Below are 23,537 nucleotides of genomic sequence, written 5' to 3'. Positions count from 1 at the left end.
AATCCTCCTGACAGCGAGCGGTTCGGAACGCCGAAGCGTCGGTGCCGTTTCTACTGCACGGACGATTCCGACGGCCGCATATCCTTCAAGAGCCCTTGCAGACCCGCAAGCGGCAACGTGTTCACGACATCCGCTTTGAGCAGCCCGGCTTTTCTCGCCACGTTCACGCCGTAGTCGACATTTCTGAACTCATCGATCGCATGCGCATCCGGATTGATACAGAATCTCACGCCCTGCGCCTTCCCGGCACGGCCCCATCGCCAATCCATGTCCAGGCGGTGCCGGCTTCCGTTGATTTCAATAATTTTTCGGTGCGCGGCTGCTGCAGCGAAAATCCGTCCCATGTCCACGCGATAACCGGGTCTCGAGAGGAGAAGGCGGCCCGTCGGATGGCCGAGCATCGTCACATACGGATTCGCCAGCGCACGACAAATTCGAGCGGTCTGGTCGGCCTCCGGGAGATTGAAGCGGCTGTGAACGGATGCGATCACGAAATCAAACTCTGCCAGCAGTTCGTCGGCGTAATCCATTGACCCATCAGGCAGAATATCCGCTTCGATGCCTCTGAAAATATGGATATCGCGATGCTTGCCTTGAACGGCTTCTATCTCCTCCCACTGGCGGCGGATCCGAGGCTCCTTCAATCCATTGGCGTAAAACGCCGACCGGCTGTGGTCCGAAATGCCGACATAGCGATAGCCTCGCGCGCGGGCTGCGGCCACCATGGCATCGACCGTGTCCTCCCCATCTGAGTAGTCTGTGTGAAAATGAAAACACCCCTGCAGGTCGGCCGCTTCGACGAGGCTGCAAGTTTTTCGGCCTTTGAGCGCATCCAAATCCTCTCGTCCTTCTCGCACCTCGGGGGGGATACATGGAAGGTCTAACGCTCTGTAGAGTTCTTCCTCCCCGGCTCCGCTGAATCGGTTCTCCACATCGCGCCAAGACGGCAAGCCCACGGCAGCAAACCTATCCAATAGCTCGTCCACATGCTCCTGTGCACCGGTCGATTGAAGAAGGCGAACGCCGAGATGATCGGGCAGGGGAAAAACGACCTGTACGGGCATGCCGCTCACGGTGTGTGCGGTCAATCGGTCGGCACTCGCAGTCACAGCGGTCAGATAGGGAACGGCGTTGAATTGCCGGGCAACTCTTGCAATCCCATCTCCCTGTCGGCATTCGACGACGAAAACGAATTCATCGATCACCTCCATTTTACGACGCAGTCCTCCTGCCGCCGTCACTGACCGGACCCCCCGACCGGCGCTGAGAGCGCGTTCCAGACTCGCGGCTTCCTCCAAAACATCGGCCAGCAACCGGTACCCGCGGCCGCGCTGGTACTCCCCGAGGGCCGACATCATCCTCTGCTGGATTTTCGGTCCGATGCCCTTTACAGACAGCAGACGATTCGCCCGACAGGCCTCCTGCAGCCCGGCAAGGGTGCTGATCCCCGCGCGCTCATAGAGCTTCCGAATCTGTTTGAACCTGAGCCCCGGAACCTCGCCGAGCTCTGCCAGCGACGAGGGATAGGCTCCTTGCACGGTCCGATGCAGCTGTGACCATCCGGTCGTGGCCAAGTCCCGTATGACCGATGCGGTCCCGGGACCGACATCCACAAGCCGCATCAGCCCTTCTCCCTTCACCAGACAACTCAACTCTTCCGTACTGAGGAGCAGCGAAGAGGCGGCCCTTTCATACGCCCGCGCCTTGAACGGGTTGTCGCCGTTGAACCGGAGAAAGAACGCGATCTCCCGGAGAACGCGAGCGATGTCCTGCTTGGTCATACCGATCCTCCCGATGTGTTCATTGCCGGCATGAAAGAGATTCTACCTGCCATGGTACCAAACGCCCTGACCGCTATGGGGAGCAGAGCATGGCAAGGGAGGTTACGGGAGCGGGCCGGCGGTACCGCCATGTCGTTGAAACGATGGCATTCGTTTGCCACGATTGGACTGGCGGCGGATGACCGCGGGAGCGACTATGTCGTCGAGACGCGTGACCGATGGGATTGAGCTGGACCGCAGATATGTCCGGTCCATGCGTGCGGAGCAGACAACGTGTTGGCAATGGCCTTCGCCACGGCCCTGTCGAGGATGTTGGCGGAAGTGCGCCGCTTGAGCAGCGCCTCTTGGGCGCCCAGTTTCAACGCGGATTCGAAAAGCGGCTCACTCATCAGATGAGTCAACACAACGACGGCGACATCTTGATTGGATGCGTCCGGCAACAGGGTCTTGAGCACCTCGAACCCGGATCCATCCGGCAAGTCCAACTCCAAAACCACGCAGTCGATCGGACGGGTATAGAAGAAATCGAGTCCACTCTGCCCGTCCGTCGCTTCCGAGATTCGGTAGACTGGAGAACAGAGCCTGAGAAGATCGGTGAAGGCTCGACGATCACGATCATGTCCGTCGATGAACAGAACCGATAAGCCGTCCGAGATCATGCGATTATCATCCGCTCATAGACCTGCTTGCGCAAGAGGCTGAAACATGACGCCCGGCAACGATTTGCCGTGATCAGACAGGTTTCTGATTTTCGCGAACCGGCGGAATTCATTTTGCCTCCTGGTCGACGCCTTTCCTGGATCGCGAGATGTACCGGCTCAACCAGGCGCCGTAGGCCAGCTGCATGATCTGCAAATGGTTTTCAATCGAGAGCTGATCATCGACCTGGAGATGCGGATCGCCATCGAGCAATTTCGCCAGCGCGCGGGTGCACTTCTGAAAATCAGCCAATTCCGGGAATTGTTTGGTCATCGGTTCTCCTCATGACGGATACATCGAGTACAGGATTATCGGTCTGTGTCGCAGACGCGTGCGCCGGCAGACACCGTCAGAGAGATGACACGGGAGGATGGAAGACCCGGGATGGCTGAAGGTAGCGGTACGGCGGCACCGGAGGAGCCACGGCAGGCTCCGCATCGACGAACGCGATCAGCACGCGGGAATCCGGAACGACGGCGAATCCTTCGAGTACCGACTTGCCGAATAAGTCGTCCGGCTCGTCGAGATTCCAGAATGAGATGGTCGTGCCCAGCATGGTCAGCATGACACCGACGCAAAGCAGATGGATGGCGCAGCAGAATGTGACGCGCGGCATGCGACCCAAGGGGAGGGAGAAAGCCTGCCTCAAACGTTTCACGATCATCATTTCAGGGAAGTGTTCTGCCAGATGGCATGTCCAGAAGCAACTCCTGCCCGACTGTAGTATCAACGATGACATCGGTATCACCGTGACTCATCTTGTCTTGTCCATGCCAATGGCGGACGATACAGCTGAAGGGACAGCCTGACATGACACAACTCGAGTATGCCCCCTGAGGAGACGCCATGCTGATTAGGGATATCATGACCACGGATCCGAGTTATTGCGTGCCGGAGGATTCATCCGCCCAGGCGGCGCGCCTCATGAGACAAATGAACGCCGGAATCGTCCCGGTCGTAGCCTCTGCTTCAAATAGAAGAGTGCTGGGCGTCGTCACCGATCGGGACCTCTGTATGGCGGTCATTGCAGCGGATGTGCACCCGAAGACCGTGAAGTTGGGGCAATGCATGAGTACCAACATCATCGCCGCCGATCCGTCGGATGACATCGATAAAGCCGTGCAACTCATGCGCGACCACCAAGTGCGGCGCATTCTCGTCCTGAATGGAGCGGGGGAACTGGAAGGCGTCGTCTCCACCGCGGACGTCTTTCACCGTTCGAATGTCTCCGCCACAAGAACGCACGAAGCGCTGACGACGGTCTCGGAGCCTTCGTCGGAACAGACCGGGCCTGCCGTTCAGACATCCCATTGAGCACAACGCGCGACACACGACCTATGTTTGTTTTCTCAGGCGGCGGGCGATGTTGAAGTGCCGGATGGCGTCGGTTTTCTTTCCAAGCGACTCGTACAGCAATCCGAGACGATAGTGCGCTTCGTAGAACCGGGGGCTGCATATGATGGCTTGGCGATAGGCTTTCACGGCCCCGCGCGGTTTCTTGAGCTGCTCCAGAACGTGACCGAGACTGTAGAGCGCGTGCGCATCACGGGGGTCGCTCCGGCTGGCCTCGCGGAAAGATTGCTCGGCCTCGCGCCAGCGACCTTCGGCACAATAGATCGACCCCAGTTGGATCAGCGCCGGCCGATAGGCCGGATCGATACGTAGCGCTTCCTCATAGGCCTTCCTCGCCTCTTCTCCCGACGTCTCGTCCAACTGTTTGCCGAGGAGATACCACTGGGCGGCGGTGCGCTTCGGCGTCCGTTGCAGGGCTTTCGGTTCTCCGGCGGGGCCAGGAAACTCAGCCGCGTCGAAGGCAAAAAGAAATTGTCCTGAGTCCGGCTGCCAATGGGCTGTTCCGTCCCAGACGACGATCCTCCGGCCATCGGCATAAATACGGATCGTGGAGAGGTGCCGCTCCTGTGGAATTTGATTCTTGAGAGACTGCAGCAGGCGTCTGATGCGGGTCACCGGGATCCTGGCGCCGATCAGACTGCGGCAGGTACGGATGAGGATGAGGTCCTGAAAGCTATAGCCCGAGGTACTGCGGGGCGCAGGCAGAAGCGCGGCCCGGACACAACGCCGGACGCCCGAGAGCGGCAGACTCAAAATACGGCTGATGTCCGCCGCTGAATAGACCGAGGGCATCACCCGACTTTTTTACCGCGCGCTGCGGTTTTGACCGGCCGCTTGGCGGGAGCATTGCGTTCCAAACTGGCCTTCAAGGCGGACATGAGGTCGATGACGGGCGTCGGCTTGGATCCTCCGCGTGCTTTCCGGGTCTGTCCGCTCTGCTTTTTCTCGATCAACTCCATGACGCGTTCGCGGTAGGCGTCCTGATACTCGTCGGGGCGAAACCGGTTTTTCTTGAGACCGTCGATGAGGCGGATCGCGAGATTCATTTCATCGGCGCGCGTTTCTGTTTGTTTCCCTTTATCGATTTCCTTGAAGTCTCGCACCTCGTCTGCATAGTACATCACGTGCAACACGAGCCCGCCTTGCATCGCGCGGATCAACACGAGATTCTCTTTTCCATACATGACGTACTGCGCGATCGCACCCTGCTGGGTCTTGTCCATGGCTTGAGCCAGGAGCTGATAGGTTTTCTCCCCCCCCTTGCCGGGGCCGAGGAAATAGGTCTTTTCGTAGTACAGCGGATCGACGGACGAAAGCGGAATGAATTCCATGATCTGCATGCTGTCCGATGCGTCCGCCTCCAGTTCGTCCAGCTCGGCTTCCGTAAACAGCACATACTGATCCTTCTCGGCCTCGTACCCTTTCACGAGATCCGAGCGCTCGATCACGAGTTCGCATTTCGGACAATAGATTTGCTGTTTGATGCGCGAGCCGCACTTCGCATGGATGAGATTGAACGAAATGCTTTCCGAACGCGCGGCGGTGTATAGCCGCACAGGAACGTTGACCAGTCCGAACGAGATGCTGCCTTCACGAAGCATGCGCGGCATGGTTCAATCCTCTCGGTTCGCCATTTGCGTCATCGCCATGGCGTGCAGTGCAATCAAACAACGCAACAGACTGGATAAAACTCCCTGTCACATGGGTCAAGAGACTGACCCGGGGTTCAAGTATAACAGCTTCGAAGGAGTCCTAGGCAAGGGATCCCGGCAAACCGATCGACCGGTCAACGGCCCGATGAGCCATCCTCCCGCCGCATTCAGCGGAGGACTAACCGCCCCGACCGAGCTATACTCGCTGATAAGAAAGCGGGATCGTCACGGAACCACGGATCGTGAGCCTCAAGCGTTATCACCAAAAACGACGTTTCAGGCGGACGCCAGAGCCGAAGGGCAGGAAGGCCGCATCGGCACAAGGGCATCTGTACGTCATACAAAAGCATGCCGCCAGCCGATTGCATTACGATTTCCGCCTTGAATTGGACGGCGTATTGAAAAGCTGGGCGGTTCCCAAAGGACCGAGCCTTGACCCCGCCGTCAAACGCCTTGCCATGCATGTCGAAGATCACCCGGTCGAATATGGATCATTCGAAGGCATCATCCCGAAGGGTGAGTACGGCGGGGGCACCGTCATGCTATGGGACAAGGGCACCTGGCAACCGGTGGGAGATCCTTCGGCATCGTACAGAGCCGGAAAACTCAAGTTCGTGCTCGACGGAGAGCGACTCAAAGGCGGGTGGATGCTCGCTCGGATGAAAGCACGGAAGACTGAACACGGCGATCCATGGCTGTTGATCAAGGAAACCGACGGGTACTCCAGCCGATCCGAGGACTCGGATGACGAGGGAAGCGAAAGCGTCGTGTCCGGACGGACGATGGAGGAAATCGCCTCTCAACGCAACGCGGTCTGGTCGTCACACCGAAAGAAAGAACTCCGAGCCCCTTCGCCACTGAAACGTATCGGAAGCGCCGCGTCTCGGCAACTGTTTGCATCCGCCCCCGGCGCCCGTAAGACCGCACTGCCGAAGGCGTTCCGTCCTCAGCTGGCGACTCTGGTCGATCGGCCGCCGGCCGGCGACGGCTGGCTGCATGAAATCAAACTGGACGGCTACCGGCTGCTGGCGTTCATTCGAAACGGCCGCGCCACGCTCATGACCCGCAACGGCCTGGACTGGACGGCCAAATTCCCCACCCTCGTCGAAGCGTTGGCCGGCCTGCCGGTCCAGGAAGGCATGCTCGATGGAGAAGTCGTCGTGATCCGGGCCGACGGCACGACCGACTTTCAAGCTCTGCAAGGCATGCTGCAGAACAAGTCTGCCGTTCCTCTCCATTATTATATTTTCGATGTGCCGTACGGTGAAGGATATGACCTGACTCAGGTGCCTCTGCTCGAGCGCAAAGAGATACTGAATCAACTGTTGTCCCCTCACGTCGACACGCACTCCGTGATCCGGTACTCGGATCATGTGCTGGGACACGGCGAGGACTTTCACAATCACGCGTGCAGCCTCAAAGCCGAAGGGATGATCTCGAAGGACGTATCCAGCCATTACAGCCAACGCCGCTCTCCGCAATGGTTGAAAATCAAATGCACCCAGCAGCAGGAATTCGTGATCGGCGGGTACACGGACCCCGGCGGCGCGCGCACGGGCTTCGGAGCCCTGCTGATCGGCGTGTATGAAGGCGGCCGGCACCTTCGGTATACCGGTCGCGTGGGGACGGGATTTTCTCAGGAATTATTGGGCAATGTGATGAAGCAACTTCGCGCGCGTGAAACCTCGACCATGCCGTTCAAGGATTTTCCAAAGGATATCTCCCGCCGCGGCGTGCATTGGGTAAACCCCGAATTGGTGGCCGAAATCCGTTTTACGGAGTGGACCTCTGATAATGTCTTGCGGCATCCGGCCTTTCTCGGCCTTCGGGCGGACAAGTCCCCGCACGAGGTCATCCGTGAAGCGCCCAAGCCGATGTCCGAGGCAGCCGCAGCATCTCCCCCAAAAGGCCGTTCGAGGAGGAAGGAACCGGCGGCCGCTTTACCCTCCCCCTTCAAATTGACCAATTCAGAACGCATCCTCTATCCGGAGCAAGGAATCACGAAACTCATGCTGGCGCAGTATTATCAGACCATGGCATCGTGGATCCTGCCGCATATCGTGCGCCGGCCATTAACGATCGTGCGATGTCCTCACGGATATGACAAACAATGTTTCTATCAGAAACATGTCATGGAAGGTCTTCCGCCTTCGATCAGAGGCGTTCGTGTCAAAGAAAAGCACGGATCCATGACGACCCTGGTGATCGATGATCTCGATGGCTTGACCGGCCTGGTGCAATTGGGCGTGCTGGAAATCCATCCCTGGGGGTGTACAGAAGACTCGTTGAATAAGCCGGACCGCCTCGTGTTCGACCTGGATCCCGCCCCCGACGTGCCTCTGAATCATCTGATTGAGGCGGCGCAATTGGTCAGGGATCTCTTGGAGGCCATCGAGCTAACAAGTTTCGTGAAGACGACCGGCGGCAAGGGATTGCACGTGGTCGTCCCCCTCACACCCCGCGTCTCCTGGGATGAACTCAAGCAGTTTGCGAAGCAGATTGCGGGATCATTGGCCTCGCACGATCCCAAGCGGTACATCGACGTCATGGCGAAATCCAGAAGAGCCGGGAAGATATTTGTCGATTACCTGCGCAACGGATATGGGGCCACCAGCGTGGCAGCCTATTCGACGAGGGCGAGAGCCGGCGCAACGGTATCGGCTCCGCTGCGGTGGAAAGAGTTGGCGCCAAAACTGGATTTCACGTCATTCAATTTGAATACGGTTCCCAGCCGGCTGGCCGGCGGGAAGTCGGACCCCTGGGAAGGATTCGCGACGACCCGCCAGTCCCTCACACCGGCAATGATCCGCCAGGTCGCCACACTCAATGCGAAACTGCTGCGCGGCTAGTGCGGCACGTTCGCCGCAGAGGGATACGAATCATTCAATCGCCGAATCGGACTTCAACATTGCTCTTCGAACGGCTCTCCGATACAACAAATTAATTCGCCTATCCCTTCCGTCGGAGCATGTCACCGCCATGGGACATTGCGGCCGATCAACTCATTACTAATCAACTCGATACTATGGAGAGCGCATGAAAGACGCCTTGGGTATGATGCTGCGCGATGCATGGAGAGAAAAGGGCAATCCGGACTGTCCACACCTCTCATTGAGCCGAGAAACGGGTTTTGCCGGAACGTTTACGGAAGCCTACCTCTGCACCGTATGCGGAACAGCACTGCACCTCGCGTCGACGCACCCGCCGGAGCAGCGGTCGGCAGAACGTCGAATGGCGCCCCGTTTCCGCGTCCAATTCAGAACCGTCCTGGGAGGACGCGCCTCGCAGGAAGGGCAGGGCACCGTGCTGGATCTGTCCATCGGCGGTTGCCGCGTGGAAACACCGGTCGCGATGGTTCGGGATGCATCGATTGAACTTCGGATTCATGTCCCGGATCTCGACTGGCCCTTGATGATCGATGAGGCGACGGTACAGTGGGTAAAAAACAAGGAGTATGGACTGGGCTTTGTGAAGTTAAAGGAGACCGAATGGGAACGTTTGCGCCGGGTGATCGCCAAATTGGCCGACGAGGGATGACCGGATAACGCCCGGCCGCCGCACAGAACGCCAACCGAATCAATGCTACGTCAGGTATGATTCCACGCCGCCCTTCTTTGAGGTAAGGCCCAGCGTTCGATACAGTGGGCAATCTCCGGTCAACGCCCGATACGCCAATGCTGCTCCAATCAATACGGCAATTTTTCCGGTCGGTCTCGTTAGCCGAGCGATGCTCGCCATGAACATTCCGCTGGCGAGCATCGCAGACGCGATCCGCTCTGTGTCCCCCACGTTCTGGCCGCTTCCAGCGGCCACCTCGTCCCGTAGGCGGGTGAGCTGCCTCCTGTTGGGACGATACCCTTTCAACATCGCAATGTCCTCACTCAGGTAGGCCATACGCTCTCCATTACTTAACCAGTGCGACCATCATGGTCGATACGGAAATCAGTGCCTTGCGCTATTTATTCTTTTTTGCGCCTTCAAATTGAGGAGCGCCCCCTGGAGACAACGACTGGGGTCCGCTCGGCCCGCTGCCGCCGGCCTTTTCTTCTCCCTGCGGCCCGCCTGCAGAAGGCTCGCCTGTGGCGCTTTTCCCCTTATCTTGCCCTTGTGATTGCCCCTGTCCACCAGTCGCCGAACCGCTACCCTTGCTGGACTGACCTTGCGACTGTTTCTGTTGTTCGGCAAAGGCCTGATCCATACCGATGAACAGTGGACCGGCCGGCAATGCAACCACAATGGCCCCCGACACAGCTCCCAAAAATATCCGACGCCAGCTCTTCATGATGACCTCCAAAGGATAATGGCGGTGAAATGCGATTGTGCAAAGCGGGACTTCTGCAATCGCAAGGCCAGAGACCGTTCAACCACAATAAACGAGGAATGATCAGGGTTGTTCAAAATCCTAGACCTGGATGGAAGACTTTTCCTCGTTCATTCAACCGGACAGACTGTCTAGCCCGGACATTCTGTCGCTTCTCGTTGACGCCTCACCCGCGAACCGGCACCGTTTATCCAAAAAACATATTGTGCACGGGACACCTGCAGGCTAACGTAAAAAAGTCACAGCAGGCCTGCGACAGGCTTGGGCTATAAAAGGTCAAGGAGCGGCGTGATGTCAGTCAATCGGGTGTCCCGCGAGCGAAGCGATCGGAAGATCCGCTATGCAGTGGTCGGCTTAGGCCATATTTCTCAGGCGGCCGTTCTCCCGGCTTTCGCCCATGCCTCGGCAAATTCGCAACTCACGGCGCTCATATCGAACGATCCCAAAAAGCTTTCCACGCTCGGCGCGCGCTACAAGGTCCCCTATACCTATTCCTATCGGGAATACGATCGCTGTCTACACGACGAACATATCGACGCGGTGTATATCGCGCTGCCGAATAATATGCATTGTAACTTTGCCGTGCGGGCGGCCGAAGCCGGCATCCACGTCCTCTGCGAAAAACCGATGGCTGTGACCGAGCGGGAATGCCACAGCATGATGACGGCCGCCAGGAAGAGTCGGACGAAACTCATGATCGCATATCGGCTCCACTTCGAAGAAGCGACTGTGCGGGCCATCGAGATGGCTCAGTCCGGCAGGCTGGGAAAGATCCGCATGTTCAATTCGGTCTTCTCATTGCAGGTGCGGCCAGGCGATATCCGTGTCCGACGAAAAATGGGAGGCGGCTCTCTGTATGACATCGGTATCTACTGCATCAATGCGGCCCGCAACGTCTTCCAGGAAAATCCGGTTGAAGTGTCGGCCTTCTCGGTAAAAGGAACCGACCGGCGCTTTCGGGAAGTCGATGAAATGTCTGGGGCCGTTCTGCGGTTTCCGGACGGCAAGCTTGCAAGCTTTATGTGCAGCTTTGGCGCAGCGGACGTTTCCTCGTATGAAATCGTCGGGACGAAAGGTCGCCTGCAGCTCGACCCTGCGTACGAATACGTCGGCCGTCTCACACATCGCCTCACACTCGGAGAAGAGCCGCAGACGAAACGATTCCCGGCCGGCGATCAATTCGCATCCGAACTCCTGTACTTCTCGGACTGCATCCACCGGAATGCGGAACCCGAACCCTCCGGACTGGAGGGTTTGATCGACGTGCAGATCATCGAGGCCCTCTACCGCTCCGCAGCCACGAAACGGCCTGTCACCCTGAAGCTGCCCTCCAAACGTCAGTGGCCCACCTCACGTCAGATCATTCACCGCCCCCCGGTGCCGAAGCCGAAGCTGGTCAAAACGCAATCACCGTCATTGTAGCCGCAGGAGCCGATCCGCAACACATGCCTTGCCGGCACCTCTGGCAGCGTACTTGCTCCTTACTGATTCAGTGTTTCCAAAATGGGGCAACGCATATGTCCGACAACTGGTACGGCATACCGCTCAATTATAGGCACCTACGAGAATTGATGATCGACGCGGCAGGAGAATGGAGTCTGGACCGGGCTCCACGTATGGGAGCCGCGCTCGCCTACTACACGACCTTTGCCATGGTGCCGCTCTTGCTGATTGCCATCGCCATCACCGGCATGGTGTTCGGCCGCGAGGCATCGGAGGGAATGATCCTTGATCACGTGAGCCAGCTTATCGGAGCTCAAAGTACGGCGGCGATCAAAGACATGTTGCGCCGGGCTGATCAGCCCTCGTCGGGAATTCTGTCCACGATCCTTTCGGTAGGCGCGCTGCTCGTTGGGGCCTCGGGATTATTCGGCGAGCTGCAGGACTCGTTGAATACGATCTGGCGGATTCCTCCCAAAGAGGGAGGAGGGCTATGGGGGCTGATCCGTGACCGCTTCTTTTCGTTTCTCACCGTGATCGGCAGCGGTTTTCTCCTCCTCGTGTCGCTCATACTCAGCGTGGCAGTGGCGGCACTGGGAAAATGGTTCGGTCACCTCCTGCCATTTCCAGAATTTCTCCTTGAGACGTTCAATCTCCTCCTGTCATTTTCCGTTATTACGTTCCTCTTCGCCTTGATCTTCAAAATTTTGCCCGATACCACATTGGCCTGGCGCGACGTGTGGCTCGGCGCCATGATCAGCGCAGGTTTATTCAGCATCGGCAAATTCGCCATTGGAATGTACATTGGGAAGACCGAGGTCGGCTCGGCATACGGCGCTGCCGGCTCACTGGTGATCGTACTCGTCTGGGTGTATTACTCCGCGCAGATTCTTTTGTACGGAGTCGAATTGACTAAAGTATACGCATGCAAAAGCGGACGCTATCAGATCGCCAAGCCCGGGAGTGGGCGCGGGTATGCGACGCGATATTTTCCACGCCGCTCTTCATTATCATCTTCGCGAGCGAAGTCTTCGTAGGTAACTCGGAGACCTTGGGACAGTCGAGCGCCAAATCGCGTTGACCGATTTAGTCATTGAACAACGGTGGCCCGCGTGGGAGACTTCTTGTATGCAACACAAAAATCGGGCCATCAAAGTGCTCTTTATCGACGGCGAAGAATCAGATCGGCAGCGTTACATTTCCGGTCTGCAAGCCTGCGCATCGGATTACGCGCTCCATCAGGCCACCGGCGGCTACACGGGATTGCGACGGTACAAGAATGAAACGTTCGATTGCGTCGTCCAAGAACTCGAGCTCCCGGACCGGTCGGGATTCGAAGTGTTGATGCATCTCATCCCATCTCCCCAGCAGCCGGCGATACCCGTGATCGTGCTGACTCAACTCACCGGCAAAGCTTTGCGGGATCTTGCCCTTAAAAATGGCGCCCGGGCTTGTCTGGTGAAATCCGATACCCGGCCGGAAGATCTCCATCGGGCCATCCGTCAGGCTCTCGCCCCTGTCCACTCTCATAAGATCCCGCCCGTTTCGCGGTCCTCGCTGCACATTGCAAGCTGAGCAGGGCCCAAGATGGACGGCGGGGCGAACCATACCGACTTCGAACGCCCGGCACAGCCGTCGGATTCTGACCACGCCTTGTCCTTTTCAACCATCGCAAAGCGAACGGCATCAGCCGTCGGCCATCCGGCCGCCTTCGCTCTTGCCTGCGTCACGATCGCCGTATGGGCGCTGAGCGGTCCGCTGTTCGGGTTCAGCGACACGTGGCAGCTGGTCATCAATACCGGCACGACCATCGTGACGTTCTTGATGGTATTCATTATTCAGAATTCCCAGAATCGTGACAGTTGCGCCATCCAGTTGAAACTCGACGAATTGATTCGCTCGAAGCAAGGAGCCCACAATGCGCTGATCGGAGTCGAAGAATTGACGCAGAAGGATCTGGACACATTTACGAGACTCTACAAAACCATCTCGAAGAGAGCCGATACGACCATGCCGACCGGATCTGAAGATACCGGGACCCCGGACGTCCCCCGTTCATAGGCCGGCCACTGTGCACCGATGCAAGCCCGCCATCCAACGCACCGTACCGAGACCCCCGAGAGTCTTTCCCGCAGCATCAGTCATATGCTCGAAGAGTGCCGAATGGTGTTGCCCGGCATTCAAGCGCTCTTCGGATTCCAACTCGTGGCCGTCTTTAATGCGACGTTCTGGACTGCGCTCAATTCGGATGAGCAACTGGTCCATTACATTGCTATTTCCCTTGTGACCCTCTCGGTCGTCTTTGTCATGGCTCCGGCCGCCTATCACCGCCAAGCCACTCCGTCTGCTGTATCAAAGGACTTCTTGCTCATTTCCACCCGGTTGTTGACGTGGTCCATGTTTCCGTTGATGGGAGGAATCTTGCTGGATTTCTATCTCGTCGGAAAGTTGTTGGTGCAGAGCGCATCGATCAGCTTCATGCTTACCGCCATGCTGTTCGCGGTATTCACATTATTCTGGATCGTGTTGCCGAGGAGTTCTGTCTTTCAGCGCTGGATGGCCTGGTCGGGCCGCTCCAACTGATGGATTATTCGCGTCTCACTTTCCGCTTGTTTCGAGGACCAACCGCCGCCACCGCCTTTCGGATCGCACGATCCAACTCATCTCCGGATGTTCTCGCCTTGACGAGGCAATACTGCGCCCCATTGTTCATGGCAAGCTCATTCAATGCATGAAATGCCATGTGAGTGAGAACGACGACGGCGACGGCAGGTTGTCTCGCGACAGGAATCAGCTTGACGAGCACCTCAAAACCTGAACGATCCGGGAGTTCCAATTCCAAGACCACGCAGTCGAACCGTCCCTCTTCAAAGGCTTTCAGGCCGTAATGACCGCTTTTGGCTTCGGTGACCACATACTCAGACGACGATTGCAGCAGGCGATGCCTGAAATATTCGCGATCATAGTCATTGCCATCGATCAATAAGACATTCATCCGATCACGCTTAGCAGGCCGTTGAAAAACTGTTTTGGACCCCGGGAAACACAGAGCCGGAAATGATCGCTGATCGGATCGCAAGAACTCACAGGATGTTCAAAAAGGCTGCTGTTCTCACCCCCCAACCTACGCGCCAAGACGCGCCCTTCCACGGGCGTGGCCGCAGCGAACGAAGAGGCAAATCGTACTCTCTGTTTCCACCCACCTACCCCACTGCCTGTCAGAACAGGCGTTTGCCCGGGCCGTACGCTGAGCCTCTGAGGTTCACGCCGTGCCGAATAAGGCACGGCACGCCTGTGAACTCCGCCGAGATAGTGAGGCGGCAGCCGGTTTGTCGTCCGCTTCACCATTGCGTGCTAATTGTCCTCGTGCAAATCAAAGGCCCTGGCACAGAGCGTCGGCTCCGGTCGACTCGTCGCATACCTACCGTAATTACCCAGGCAATAAGCTGAGAGACGCTTGTTTACTTTGCAGTGGGAGGATTTCACTCAACGACAATCTGTCCTCTGTCTGCTATCCAGAGACAACCTGCGCTGCCTGACAAAACGTCGTCGACATTTGTTGCAACGTTTCTTGTTAATCAAGACATGTAAAACGGCGCTTTACAGGCTCGCCGCTACAACCTCGCACCTTCCATCCCTTGAATGGCCTCTCGGTCTGTTTATTGCTCCATAATACGTTTCGTCGGTTATGCAAGTGTTCCGTTGTGCGGATCCAACGCACACAAAGTACCGCACATCGCAGACACACGTTCAACACCTTGAGAGGAGAAGACAATGCCAATGGAAGACGTCCAACAGGGCCCGGGCCAGGGAAACAGTGAACACCCTCGTCAAAGGGAGGGGAGAGCCTCGGGAAATAAAAGCGCACGCGCGGCTCATAAGAGGTGTATCTCGGCTCGACAGCGTGGTAGCCGCCGAGGCGCGAGTCAGGAACAGCAACTGGCCTACGGACTTGGATACTTTGGCATTGCTCTCGGAACGGCCGAACTCCTTTGGCCGCGGGGCATTGCAAAGCTGATCGGAATTCGGCCTGATCATCGCATGCTGATCCGATCGTTTGGGCTCCGGGAAATTATCAGCGGAATAGGAATTCTGACCCAGGGTGATCCCAAGGTCGGCATGTGGTCTCGAGTAACCGGAGACGCTGTCGATCTGGCATGTCTCAGTGCGGCACTCGTTGCTCCCCGTGCGGACCGGGCCAAGGTCCTGGCAGCGACGACGGCCGTCGTCGGGACCACGGTTCTCGATGTGCTGTGCGCCCTGCAACTGTCGAGGGGATCCACGACGCAGGACGGAGTCGTGCAAGTTCGCGTGAGCACGGCTATCGACCGGTCGCCGGCAGATCTGTACCGTTTCTGGCGCAATCTCGAAAATCTTCCCCTTTTCATGTCGCACCTCAAATCTGTGAAGTCGATCGGAGAAAACCGCTCGCATTGGACCGTCGCCGGGCCTGCCGGCACGACAGTCGAATGGGACGCCGAAATCGTGGAGGACAGTCCCGACCGGCAGATTACCTGGCGCACGTTGAAGAATGCGGACGTCGATCATTCAGGATGTGTCCGCTTCGATGAAGCGCCGGCCGGTCGCGGAACGTTTGTTTCGGTTGAAATGGAGTACCGTCCGCCTGCCGGAACGCTGGGAGCGGGTGTCGCCGCCCTGTTCGGGGAAGAACCCGCTCAAACCGTGAAAGACGATGTGCGACGATTCAAACAGGTGATGGAAGCCGGAGAAATCATCACCACGGATGGCCAACCGTCGGGTCATGGCCAACTGCTGGCATATGGACGTTAGCCTGACTGACAACATAGCTCGACAGACACAGATTTACATAACCCCAGTAAACCCGGTCATTAACGGAGAGGCCCATGAAAGCCAATTGCTGGTATGGGAAACGAAACGTCCAGGTCGTTGATGTGCCTGATCCCCAGATTCTCAATGACCGTGACGCGATTGTCAGAATTACCTCCACGGCGATTTGTGGATCCGATCTGCATCTGTATAACGGATTTATTCCGACCATGGAAAAGGGCGACATCATGGGGCACGAGTTCATGGGTGAAATCGTAGAAGTGGGAAGCGAAGTTCGGCAACGACGGGTCGGAGACCGTGTCGTCGTCGCGTTTCCTATTTCATGCGGCAAGTGTTTCTTTTGCAAAAAGGAACTGTATTCGCTTTGTGAGAATTCCAATCCGAACGCCTGGATGGCCGAGAAATTGTTCGGCCATTCTCCCGCCGGCATTTTCGGATACTCACACTTAACCGGCGGCTTTGCCGGGGGACAAGCCGAGTACGCACGAGTGCCGTTTGCCGATGTCGGAACGGTGAAGATCCCTGACGGCCTTGCAGACGAGCAAGTCCTTTTTCTCTCGGACATCTTTCCGACGGGCTACATGGCGGCGGAAAACTGTCAGATCACACCCGGCGATACCGTCGCCGTCTGGGGCTGCGGACCAGTGGGCCAATTCGCCATCCGGAGCGCATTTTTGCTTGGAGCGGAACGTGTCATTGCCATCGACCGTATCCCGGAACGCTTGCGCATGGCGAGCGATGGCCGTGCCCATACAATCAACTATGAAGAGACGGACGTCTTCGACATGCTGATGCAAATGACCGGCGGACGAGGGCCGGATTCATGCATAGATGCGGTCGGCTCGGAAGCCCATGTACCCGGCCTTGAGTATTACTACGATCGGATGAAGCAGGCCTTGATGTCTGAGTCAGACCGCCCGATGGCGCTGCGACAGGCCGTCATGGTCTGCCGCAGCGGAGGAACAGTCTCGGTGCCGGGTGTATATGGCGGATTCATCGATAAAATGCCCATGGGAGCAGTGATGAACAAGGCCTTGACAATCAAGGCGGGGCAGACACACACGCAACGGTATTTTGGTCCCCTGCTCGATCGAATCGTTCAAGGCGAAATCGATCCCAGTTTCGTCGTGACCCACCGATTGAAACTCGATGAAGCCGCCAAAGGATTCGATACCTTTGCTCAGAAACAGGATGGCTGCATTAAGATCGTGATGACGCCATAGGCCGGTGATAACAATCTGGACGTGTTCACTCAATTACGGAGAGCGATGCACCCTCCTCGTTGGACTAAAGGGCAATGTGTCGTCTAACGGACACGTTGCCGAATAAGCGGGGAGTCCCGCAAAGAATCTTTGAGGTGAAGCACTTCCCGATAAGAGTCTGCAGAAGTCTGCTTTGCGAACCTATTAATATTATTGAAGGGCTCCTGGACGGACATCAGCAACGGGCGTCGGCGCTACAACGGTCGGAACGGCTGGCGGGCGGGTCGAGCGCACCTCGAACGATGGAAGCGGCGGATGAGCAAGTCTTTCCAGAAACATCCTCCGCCGTACGACAGTCAATCCTGCTCTGACTCCTGCCATAATGCCGGCAGCATTACTTAATAAGCGGTTGGAAGTATTTTCAACAGCCCGATTCGCCTGTTGGATCATCTCCCCGACCCTACCGGCTTTATGCAGTAACTGCGACATGTGCTCGACACCATCACGGGCTTGGCCAGTCATATCGCTCACATGTGCGGTCACTTCCCGCAAATCCCCGAGGATGAATGGTAAATCAGCATTCAGTTTCACGATGACCCGCTCGGATTCGGCCACCGTATTTTTCAGCCGGATGAGTACGGGAATGAGAAATCCGACCAATGCAGCGAAGGCGACCGCAGCGACCAGGGCGGCAATATCGAGACCTGTCATAGCCATCATCTCCATCTCCTCTATTGATCACGATTACATTGTCGTCAAATCGAATGGAGCAATATTCGGGCCCAATGCTATCATCCCAGCCGGAAGCTTTTCCGCAATGATGCACTTCCTCTAGTTTTGTGAAGAGATCCCATGCATAGGAAGCCCGGTTACTCAAAGATCGGGGTGATATTCGGACAGAATATCCATCGACGGGAAGATTCCGGAACTCTCGTTGAAGCAAATAGAGGCAGGAAAGACAACCTCCACGTAAGGCGGGCGGCCCCATCCTGCGAGGACGAGGCCGCTAGGCTCATGTTAGCCCTGGATCTCAATCCGGCGAGGCTTGGCTTCCTCGCGTTTCGGGAACGAGACCGTCAGCATACCGTTCTTATGGACAGCCGATGCCTGCTCCTGATTGGCAAAATCCGGGAGCCGATACCGCTTGGAGAACTGTGCGGCAGCCGTTTCCCACTGGTAAACCTTTCTTGTGGAATCAGCTTCCGTCTTGTGAGCTCCTTTGACGGTCAATACTTGCTTCTCGACTTCCAATGAAACATCCTTCGGTTCCCAGCCCGGCAGCGCGAGCTGCACGTAGAATCCCTTGTCGTCCTCCCAGACGTTGCTGGCAGGGGACCATGTGGATTCGCGGGTGAAACCACGGAGCGCTTCGTCGAGAATCTGGTCGATTTGTCCGTTCAATACCGCTGGAATGTAACCGGTCATAGTTATCCTCCTTGTGTCCTCTGTTCAGACAATAGCAAAGGGTCGCAAGATTTTTTCTGTCTCCACTTCGAACTGACGGCTGATATCAGCGACAGTTGCCAGATAATCTTCGCTTGCCTGGAGTCAAGGGGGCTTGCAAGGGGACTTGGATGAACACTGCGGTGATGAGTCGGTGGAAATAGAGGAGGATGAGAAGAAGTTAATCGGGGCTTGAGAAAGCTATTTCATCAAGGCCGCGCACTCCCGAACGGTATGGCAATCCTCGAGAACAGGCTTGACGGTTGATTTTTCCGAAGCCACCATGAATCGATGAATCCCCACAATTGCCGCGGCAATGAGAAAAATGATCAGCATGCCTCCCATAAATATTTTCACAGCGGACGTCCGAAGTACCGCTTCGCCGGTAGCTGCTTCGTGGTCACTTTTTAGTGCAGTTTTAAAGCCGGATCGGCCGTGAAGCCAAGCCCTGGCAGTCATTATCTGTTCCTCTCAAGGTGTTGAGGCCGCAAGAGGTGCAAAGAGCACACCTTTTCTTTAGAAATCTAAGTGGTCTATTTCGTGGAAAATACTTTTGCTGGAAAGGATAATGCACATGGAAAACTTGTCCCTGCAGACATATTGTCCGAACTCTAATGACAATTTCGCCAAGTTTTCCGGTTATACAGTCCGAAATTCATCGACAGGTAATATTACGCGTTGATTACAAAGCGATTCACTGAAACACTGAGAATTCAAGCTGGGCTTTGAAACATCGAAACGCTGTACTGACCCTATAGAGGATACCTGGACGATGTTCGAACGAGAATCAATTATAGTCGGCCCCATCGATGTCCAGGGGCTTGTGTTGCGAGTCGTGGAACTTGATGACGGGTCTGGTAGAGTTGAGATCTGGGATGGGTCGCACTGGAGTCCGGGCGGCGGAGATATGATCAGCCGTTCTCTTTGTGCACGCACGGGACGGCATTCTTAAACTCAAATCTCGGATCTGTGCGCGAACTGTGCCCTCAATCTCTCCGTCGCATTATCTCTGAGCTGATACGTCTCCAGTTGCGAACCCCCTTAACATCTCAGGCTCACCCGGCTCATGATACTTGGCCTTCAGGACCTTCAACCCGATAACTTCAATTTCAAGAATTCGAATTTGGACATGAAGTATGTGCAAATCCAGTGAACTCAACGCCTCGCCCTCCCCCCTCAGACGCCGATAGAGATCCTGACCGTTGACGACGAATTCTTGCACAGCTCTGGAAATATCCATTTCGACACTCTAGCGTCCGCCCGACGACTGCGAAACATTTATAATGTGCCCGAACCGCTGCGACGACCATCACGGCGGAGACTAGTTCCCTCTTGTTTCAGCACCAACCCCAGCTTAGAATTCGATCGGTCACGACGGATCACAAACGGCTCCCTTTGACGGTTCAACCTCGGCTCGACTCACTTTGGGACCTTCTTACTATGGCTCGAAAATCTAAACGCCGTCCTTCCCTCGGGACGAACGCTCTTCGGAACAAGGTCGGGCATCCATCGCAGCCGTCGCGAAAACCCGCCTACGTTGTCGGAATGGGAGGGTCTGCCGGAGCGCTTGAAGCATTCGAGTCCTTCTTTTCACATATGCCGGCGGATACCGGTGCGGCCTTCGTCTTGGTTCCTCATCTCGATCCGACCCACAAGGGCATGATGCCCGAACTCCTCGGGCGTTCATCGCATATGCCGGTACTCGAGGTGTCGAACGGCATGGCCGTACGTCCGAACGTCATTTATGTGGTGCCATCGAACAAAGAATTGCGCATCACTGACGGGATGCTCACTCTCAGTGAATTTACCACTCCGCGCGGCATGCGAAATCCCATCGACTTCTTCTTTCGTCACTTGGCCTTAGATCAGGAGGACCATGCCGTGGCCGTGATCATGTCCGGCATGGGGAACGACGGAACCGTCGGCGTGAAAGCCATCAAGGAGCACTTGGGACTTGTGCTGGTGCAAGAGCCAAAAACATCGAAATACGACAGTATGCCGAAATCGGCGATACAGACAGGCACGGTGGACTATGTCGCCACTCCGGCAGAGTTGCCCGCCAAGTTGGTCGCCTACATGGCGCATACGATCAAGAAAAAGATGGGCGGCCCGCCTGAACGGTCGGCGCACAACGGATTGACTCGAATCTTCTCCCTCTTGCGATCCCACACGGATCACGACTTTTCCTTTTACAAGAAGAATACGATCCACCGCCGTATCGAGCGGCGGATGAATGTGCACCAAATCAGCAGCATCGGGAAGTACGCCCAGTATCTCCATGAACACCCGCAGGAGATCGATGTTCTGTTCAAGGAATTGCTGATCGGCGTGACCGGGTTTTTTCGGGACCCCGAGGCCTTTCATGTCCTGCGGGAAAAGGTGCTCCCACCGCTTTTCAAAGGCAGATCCAAAGGATCGGGATTTCGAGTATGGGTGCCGGGGTGCTCGACCGGGGAAGAAGCCTATTCCCTTGCCATTGCCATCCGGGAATGTCTGGAGGAATTGAAGCTAGAAGGACATTTCAAGGTCCAGATTTTTGCCACGGATATCGATAAAGAGGCGGTCGATCGGGCCCGGCAGGGATATTACGGGCACGATATCGATGCGAATGTGTCCCACGATCGTCTGCAGCGGTTTTTTGCGAGAGAAGACGGAGGGTACAGGATCCACAAACAGATACGAGAAATGGTGGTCTTTGCGCCTCAGAATATGATTATGGACCCGCCGTTCACCAAATTGGATCTCCTTGCCTGTCGCAATGTTCTGATCTACTTCACTGCGGAGCTTCAGAAAAAGCTTCTGCCGCTGTTTCATTATGCCCTCGCGCCTTCCGGCATTCTGTTCCTCGGGTCGTCCGAGACCATCGGAGGGTTCCACGATCTGTTCTCGACGATCGACAATAAGTGGAAGCTCTTCCAGCGACGTGAATCGACGGTCGGCCAGCTGGCCAAAGTCGAAATCCCCTCCCCGCTGTTCCCCCGCTCCGGCAAGGGACAGCTCACAAGGAAGGGCCGGCCTCAGTTGGACCAGCCGTTGCCGGATATCTCGCGGGAGCTGCTGCTGGAACGATTTGCCCCTCCGGCCGTCCTGGTCAATGAAACCGGAGAAATTCTGTTTATCCATGGGAAAACCGGAAAGTTTCTCGAGCCGGCTTCCGGAGAAGCCACGATGAACGTCTTCGCCATGGCCCGTGAGGGTTTGCGCCTGGAATTAGGCGGCATGATTCGAAAAGCTCTTCTGCAACAGAAGGATATCACCGTCTCGGGGCTCCGCGTACAGACCAACGGCGGCTATTCGCTCGTCACCGTCACCGTGCGTCCCTTGAAAGGGCAGCCGGGATATCGGGGCCTGGCGTTGATCGCCTTCGAACAGGCGCCGGAAGCGAAACAGACCCGCGACAAATCCTCCAGCAAGACATTGCCCAAGTCCGGCAAATTGATCGATGAACTGAAACAGGAATTGAAGTACACCCGCGAGCAATTGCAGACAACCGTCGAAGAGATGGAAACTTCCCAAGAAGAGCTCAAATCCGCCAACGAAGAACTGCAGAGCACCAACGAAGAGCTGCAGAGTACCAACGAAGAGCTCACGACATCGAAGGAGGAGATGCAGTCGTTGAATGAGGAATTGGTGACCGTCAATTCCGAGCTGCAGCAGAAGATCGAAGATTTGTCCGAATCCAACAGCGACATGAAAAATCTGTTGAACAGTACGGATATTGCCACAGTCTTCGTGGAGAACGGCCTCCACATCAAACGCTTTACTCCGCAGACCGCCAAAGTCATCAACCTCATCCACACGGATATCGGCCGGCCGATCACCGATATCGCCACGAACCTTCGATATGACCGGCTGTCGGAGGATGTGAAGGAAGTCTTGGAGACGTTGGGATCGAAAGAAGTTCAAGTCGAGACCAAGGGACGGAACTGGTATCTCATGCGAATTTCTCCGTATCGAACCCTCGAGAATGTGATCGACGGTGCGGTGCTCACCTTCACGGACATTACGGCCGTCAAACATTTGGAACAGTCCTTGGACGAACGCGAGGATATGATCAGGCGGGTCCTGGACACCATGCCCGTGATGCTGGCCGCCTGGGGACCGGGCAATGTTCTTGTCGCCTGGAACAGGGAATGCGAGCGGGTGACGGGTCACCCCGCATTCAAGATGCTCGGCAATCCGGACGCATTGTCTCAGTTGTATCCTGATCTGACATATCGGGAAAAAGTCTTGGCAGAACAGCGGCGCCTTGACGGCAATTATACCGATTGGGAGGTGCGAACCGCCTGTGCCGACGGCTCGATCAAGACACTCGCCTGGTCGAGCATTTCGAAATACTTTCAGGTCCGCGGATGGGAAGAATGGGCGATTGCCGTGGATGTCTCGAATCCGGCAACCAGCCACACCGCCAGAAAACATGCGGAGGAGCAGTTGTCGGGTATTTTCCTCTCCTCGACAGAAGCCACGGCGTTTGCCGACAACAAAGGTTGCATCCTCAATGTGAATGAAGCGTTTGCCACGATGGCCTCGGCCTCTCGGCACGACATTTCGGGGCACAGTCACGTAGCGGATTTCGTGAGTCCGGACATGCGGCCGATCCTCGAACGGGCCATCGACGGGTTGCTGAAGAACGGCCGCCAAGTGGAGTTGGAACAAGACTTTATGAAAAAGGACGGCACACGTCTTCCCGTCACCTTCAAACTCTTCCTCGTCCGGAGCGGACAGGATAGCCCCGTCCATATCGGTGCAATCATCAAGAGGCGATAAGTCTCCTTCCCGTTTCGCGTATGCAAGTTCATCCGGTGTGCCTCACCTCCTAGTCCAGCGGCTTTTCTTC

The 23,537-nt window shown here is 56.4% G+C and carries 24 protein-coding genes; 11 read left to right on the top strand and 13 right to left on the bottom strand.

Going from position 1 to position 23,537, the window contains the following annotated elements; translation table 11 throughout:
• Positions 1-50 precede the first annotated feature (50 nt).
• The 4 genes from W02_RS15680 to W02_RS15665 form a co-directional block, all read right to left on the bottom strand.
• The gene (locus W02_RS15680; RefSeq protein WP_173049361.1) at positions 51-1,781 is read right to left on the bottom strand and encodes a PHP domain-containing protein; all 1,731 of its coding nucleotides are present in this window, start codon (positions 1,779-1,781) and stop codon (positions 51-53) included.
• 194 nt (positions 1,782-1,975) lie between these two features.
• Complete coding sequence (locus W02_RS15675; RefSeq protein WP_173049358.1) at positions 1,976-2,440, bottom strand: response regulator transcription factor; 465 nt, start codon at positions 2,438-2,440, stop codon at positions 1,976-1,978.
• A gap of 109 nt (positions 2,441-2,549) precedes the next feature.
• Positions 2,550-2,753, bottom strand: a complete 204-nt coding sequence (locus W02_RS15670) for a hypothetical protein (protein WP_173049356.1) — start codon at positions 2,751-2,753, stop codon at positions 2,550-2,552.
• A 76-nt stretch (positions 2,754-2,829) separates the two neighbouring features.
• The gene (locus tag W02_RS15665; protein ID WP_173049354.1) at positions 2,830-3,138 is read right to left on the bottom strand and encodes a hypothetical protein; all 309 of its coding nucleotides are present in this window, start codon (positions 3,136-3,138) and stop codon (positions 2,830-2,832) included.
• A gap of 188 nt (positions 3,139-3,326) precedes the next feature.
• On the opposite strand from W02_RS15665, the gene W02_RS15660 reads away from it, so the two are divergent.
• Positions 3,327-3,794, top strand: coding sequence for a CBS domain-containing protein (locus W02_RS15660; RefSeq protein ID WP_173049352.1), 468 nt, complete (start codon positions 3,327-3,329; stop codon positions 3,792-3,794).
• Positions 3,795-3,815: 21 nt separating this feature from the next.
• Here the strand turns inward: W02_RS15660 and W02_RS15655 are convergent, their stop codons facing one another.
• Together W02_RS15655 and W02_RS15650 are read right to left on the bottom strand one after the other, a co-directional pair.
• Positions 3,816-4,625 (bottom strand): tetratricopeptide repeat protein, encoded by an 810-nt coding sequence (locus W02_RS15655; RefSeq protein WP_173049343.1) that lies wholly within the window; start codon positions 4,623-4,625, stop codon positions 3,816-3,818.
• Positions 4,625-5,443 (bottom strand): Ku protein, encoded by an 819-nt coding sequence (locus W02_RS15650; RefSeq protein ID WP_173049340.1) that lies wholly within the window; start codon positions 5,441-5,443, stop codon positions 4,625-4,627. Before W02_RS15650 ends, W02_RS15655 begins: the two co-directional genes overlap by 1 nt.
• 284 nt (positions 5,444-5,727) lie before the next feature.
• On the opposite strand from W02_RS15650, the gene ligD reads away from it, so the two are divergent.
• On the top strand, positions 5,728-8,334 hold the full coding sequence (ligD, locus tag W02_RS15645; protein ID WP_197742035.1) for a DNA ligase D: 2,607 nt from the start codon (positions 5,728-5,730) through the stop codon (positions 8,332-8,334).
• Positions 8,335-8,521: 187 nt separating this feature from the next.
• Entirely contained in the window at positions 8,522-9,022 is a 501-nt protein-coding gene (locus W02_RS15640; protein WP_173049338.1) for a PilZ domain-containing protein, read from the top strand.
• A 45-nt stretch (positions 9,023-9,067) separates the two neighbouring features.
• Here the strand turns inward: W02_RS15640 and W02_RS15635 are convergent, their stop codons facing one another.
• On the bottom strand, positions 9,068-9,379 hold the full coding sequence (locus W02_RS15635) for a DUF2892 domain-containing protein (protein WP_173049336.1): 312 nt from the start codon (positions 9,377-9,379) through the stop codon (positions 9,068-9,070).
• Positions 9,380-9,440: 61 nt separating this feature from the next.
• Positions 9,441-9,767 carry a hypothetical protein gene (locus W02_RS15630; protein ID WP_173049334.1) on the bottom strand — a complete coding sequence of 109 codons (327 nt, stop codon included), beginning with the start codon at positions 9,765-9,767 and terminating at the stop codon, positions 9,441-9,443.
• A gap of 330 nt (positions 9,768-10,097) precedes the next feature.
• Between W02_RS15630 and W02_RS15625 the strand changes: the two genes are divergently transcribed.
• From W02_RS15625 to W02_RS15605, 5 genes are all read left to right on the top strand, one after another.
• Complete coding sequence (locus W02_RS15625; protein ID WP_173049332.1) at positions 10,098-11,228, top strand: Gfo/Idh/MocA family protein; 1,131 nt, start codon at positions 10,098-10,100, stop codon at positions 11,226-11,228.
• Between the two features lie 95 nt (positions 11,229-11,323).
• Positions 11,324-12,283, top strand: coding sequence for a YihY/virulence factor BrkB family protein (locus W02_RS15620; RefSeq protein WP_173049330.1), 960 nt, complete (start codon positions 11,324-11,326; stop codon positions 12,281-12,283).
• Between the two features lie 91 nt (positions 12,284-12,374).
• Complete coding sequence (locus W02_RS15615) at positions 12,375-12,821, top strand: response regulator (RefSeq protein ID WP_173049328.1); 447 nt, start codon at positions 12,375-12,377, stop codon at positions 12,819-12,821.
• 12 nt (positions 12,822-12,833) lie between these two features.
• Positions 12,834-13,307, top strand: coding sequence for a low affinity iron permease family protein (locus W02_RS15610; RefSeq protein WP_173049326.1), 474 nt, complete (start codon positions 12,834-12,836; stop codon positions 13,305-13,307).
• Between the two features lie 18 nt (positions 13,308-13,325).
• The gene (locus tag W02_RS15605; RefSeq protein WP_255458520.1) at positions 13,326-13,829 is read left to right on the top strand and encodes a DUF6328 family protein; all 504 of its coding nucleotides are present in this window, start codon (positions 13,326-13,328) and stop codon (positions 13,827-13,829) included.
• A 4-nt stretch (positions 13,830-13,833) separates the two neighbouring features.
• On the opposite strand, the gene W02_RS15600 is transcribed toward W02_RS15605, so the two are convergent.
• On the bottom strand, positions 13,834-14,241 hold the full coding sequence (locus W02_RS15600; RefSeq protein WP_173049321.1) for a response regulator: 408 nt from the start codon (positions 14,239-14,241) through the stop codon (positions 13,834-13,836).
• A gap of 779 nt (positions 14,242-15,020) precedes the next feature.
• On the opposite strand from W02_RS15600, the gene W02_RS15595 reads away from it, so the two are divergent.
• Positions 15,021-16,037 (top strand): SRPBCC family protein, encoded by a 1,017-nt coding sequence (locus W02_RS15595; RefSeq protein WP_173049319.1) that lies wholly within the window; start codon positions 15,021-15,023, stop codon positions 16,035-16,037.
• 74 nt (positions 16,038-16,111) lie between these two features.
• On the top strand, positions 16,112-17,278 hold the full coding sequence (locus tag W02_RS15590) for a zinc-dependent alcohol dehydrogenase (RefSeq protein WP_173049317.1): 1,167 nt from the start codon (positions 16,112-16,114) through the stop codon (positions 17,276-17,278).
• A gap of 189 nt (positions 17,279-17,467) precedes the next feature.
• On the opposite strand, the gene W02_RS15585 is transcribed toward W02_RS15590, so the two are convergent.
• From W02_RS15585 to W02_RS15570, 4 genes are all read right to left on the bottom strand, one after another.
• Positions 17,468-17,977 (bottom strand): DUF948 domain-containing protein, encoded by a 510-nt coding sequence (locus W02_RS15585; RefSeq protein WP_173049315.1) that lies wholly within the window; start codon positions 17,975-17,977, stop codon positions 17,468-17,470.
• Between the two features lie 297 nt (positions 17,978-18,274).
• Positions 18,275-18,682 carry an Hsp20/alpha crystallin family protein gene (locus W02_RS15580; protein ID WP_173049313.1) on the bottom strand — a complete coding sequence of 136 codons (408 nt, stop codon included), beginning with the start codon at positions 18,680-18,682 and terminating at the stop codon, positions 18,275-18,277.
• Between the two features lie 219 nt (positions 18,683-18,901).
• Positions 18,902-19,159, bottom strand: a complete 258-nt coding sequence (locus tag W02_RS15575) for a hypothetical protein (protein ID WP_173049311.1) — start codon at positions 19,157-19,159, stop codon at positions 18,902-18,904.
• 544 nt (positions 19,160-19,703) lie between these two features.
• Complete coding sequence (locus tag W02_RS15570) at positions 19,704-19,940, bottom strand: hypothetical protein (RefSeq protein ID WP_173049309.1); 237 nt, start codon at positions 19,938-19,940, stop codon at positions 19,704-19,706.
• A 200-nt stretch (positions 19,941-20,140) separates the two neighbouring features.
• Here W02_RS15570 and W02_RS15565 point away from each other — a divergent pair, with 200 nt between their 5' ends.
• Entirely contained in the window at positions 20,141-23,467 is a 3,327-nt protein-coding gene (locus W02_RS15565) for a CheR family methyltransferase (RefSeq protein WP_173049307.1), read from the top strand.
• Positions 23,468-23,537 lie beyond the last annotated feature (70 nt).

It is taken from the genome of Nitrospira sp. KM1 (assembly GCF_011405515.1).
Classification (GTDB): Bacteria; Nitrospirota; Nitrospiria; order Nitrospirales; family Nitrospiraceae; genus Nitrospira_C.
The sequence above is the reverse complement of the archived record's forward strand: the minus strand, read 5'-3'. Positions and strand labels throughout refer to the sequence as shown.